This window comes from Neisseria sp. P0009.S007 (assembly GCF_051962515.1).
The window spans coordinates 1-1,466 of the sequence record NZ_JBQCVF010000324.1 but is presented as its reverse complement, the minus strand read 5'-3'; the positions used below and the strand labels follow the sequence as shown (position 1 = coordinate 1,466).

1 protein-coding gene and 1 pseudogene are annotated in these 1,466 nt (G+C 49.3%); both read right to left on the bottom strand.

Going from position 1 to position 1,466, the window contains the following annotated elements; genetic code table 11:
• Positions 1 to 104: pseudogene (locus ACTHS3_RS12920) on the bottom strand (ParB/RepB/Spo0J family partition protein); the annotation flags it as partial.
• Positions 105 to 205: 101 nt separating this feature from the next.
• The coding region (locus ACTHS3_RS12915; protein ID WP_440368120.1) for a chorismate-binding protein at positions 206 to 1,466 on the bottom strand (1,261 nt) is incomplete at its 5' end.

Here is a 1,466-nt window from a genome sequence, read left to right as displayed (position 1 = left end):
TCGGCGATGGCAACCGTTGTCAGGCGGTCGCTACTGCTGCTGTCCACTGCATTGGAAATCAGCGAATCCAAACCGCGCCCCAATCCACCTTTTGCTTTTGCCATATTGTTTTCCCTTTCAGACGGCCTCATTGTTGAAATGACGTATTCTATCGGATATTGCCGCTTTACGACAATTTGAATCACTATGATTTGACTATTGCCATTTATTTACGGAGCGAAACCGCAAACATGCCCCTTAAAGCGTTACTCAAACGGATTTCTTCCGCATTTTCCAACATCGCGCGCGTGATGTGGGTTTCCTTGATTGTATCCGCACCTAAATATAGCTGCGGCTGCTTCAATACCGTTTGGCGCATTACCCCGTTCAAAATATCCAAATCCAAAGACGGCGTGAGCCATTGCCCTTGGTATTTGACGAACACGTTGCTTCTGCCGCCTTCGAGCAGGAAGCCGTCTGAATTGAAAAACAGGCTGTCGAATGCGCCCTGCCCTTCTGCTGTTTTCCATGCTTGGTCAAAAATTTCACGACGTGTGGTTTTGAAACGGCGCAGATAATCGCGTTGGTTTAATGTGTGCTCACTCAAGATGACGTATTGCTGCCCATCCAATTCAGAAACAGCCGCATGGTTCAATACAAGGCCGTCTGAAAACAAAGCGGCTTTGACTCTAAATAACCCACTTGGCAACGCATCTATATAGTGTTGAATTTGCTCTGCCGCATTTTGAGGCCAAGGCAGGTTGAGTGCTTGTGCCGAGCTGTTCAGACGGCCTAAATGCAAATCGAGCAAACGGCATTGTTTGTCTTGCACGCGCATGGTTTCAAAAATACCGAAATCAGGCCTCAAGTCATTGAGGAAACGCGCCTTCCAACCGCACTCGCGATATTCGGCTTCAGGATCGCAATCAATCACAATCCCCGAACCCACACCATAAACACCTTGATAAAGGCCGTCTGAAACCGGTTTCAGAGATAAGGTACGAATCACAACATTAAATACGCCTTCAAATCCCAAACCCGTATCGCACGGATGCAAAAAGCCGATGCTGCCTGTGTACAAACCGCGCGGTTCGGACTCAAGGGACTCAATAATCTGCATACTCATACGTTTGGGCGCGCCGGTAATACTGCCGCACGGGAAGGCTGCGCTGAGAATATCGGCAACCGAAACATCAGCTAGCGCCTGCGCCTCGATGGCACTGGTCATCTGCCAAACACTGCCGAAACGGGAAACTTTAAACGGTTCAGGCACGCGTACTTTGCCCGTTTGCGCGATTTTGCCGAGGTCGTTGCGCAACAAATCGACAATCATCACATTTTCGGCGCGGTTTTTCGGGTCGTTTTGCAATTCAACGGCGCGGCATTCATCTTGTCCGTCATGAAGAATCGGCGCAGTGCCTTTCATCGGCTCGGTTGTGATCAGGCCGTCTGAATCGATTTTGAGGAAAAGTTCGGGAGAAAAACAC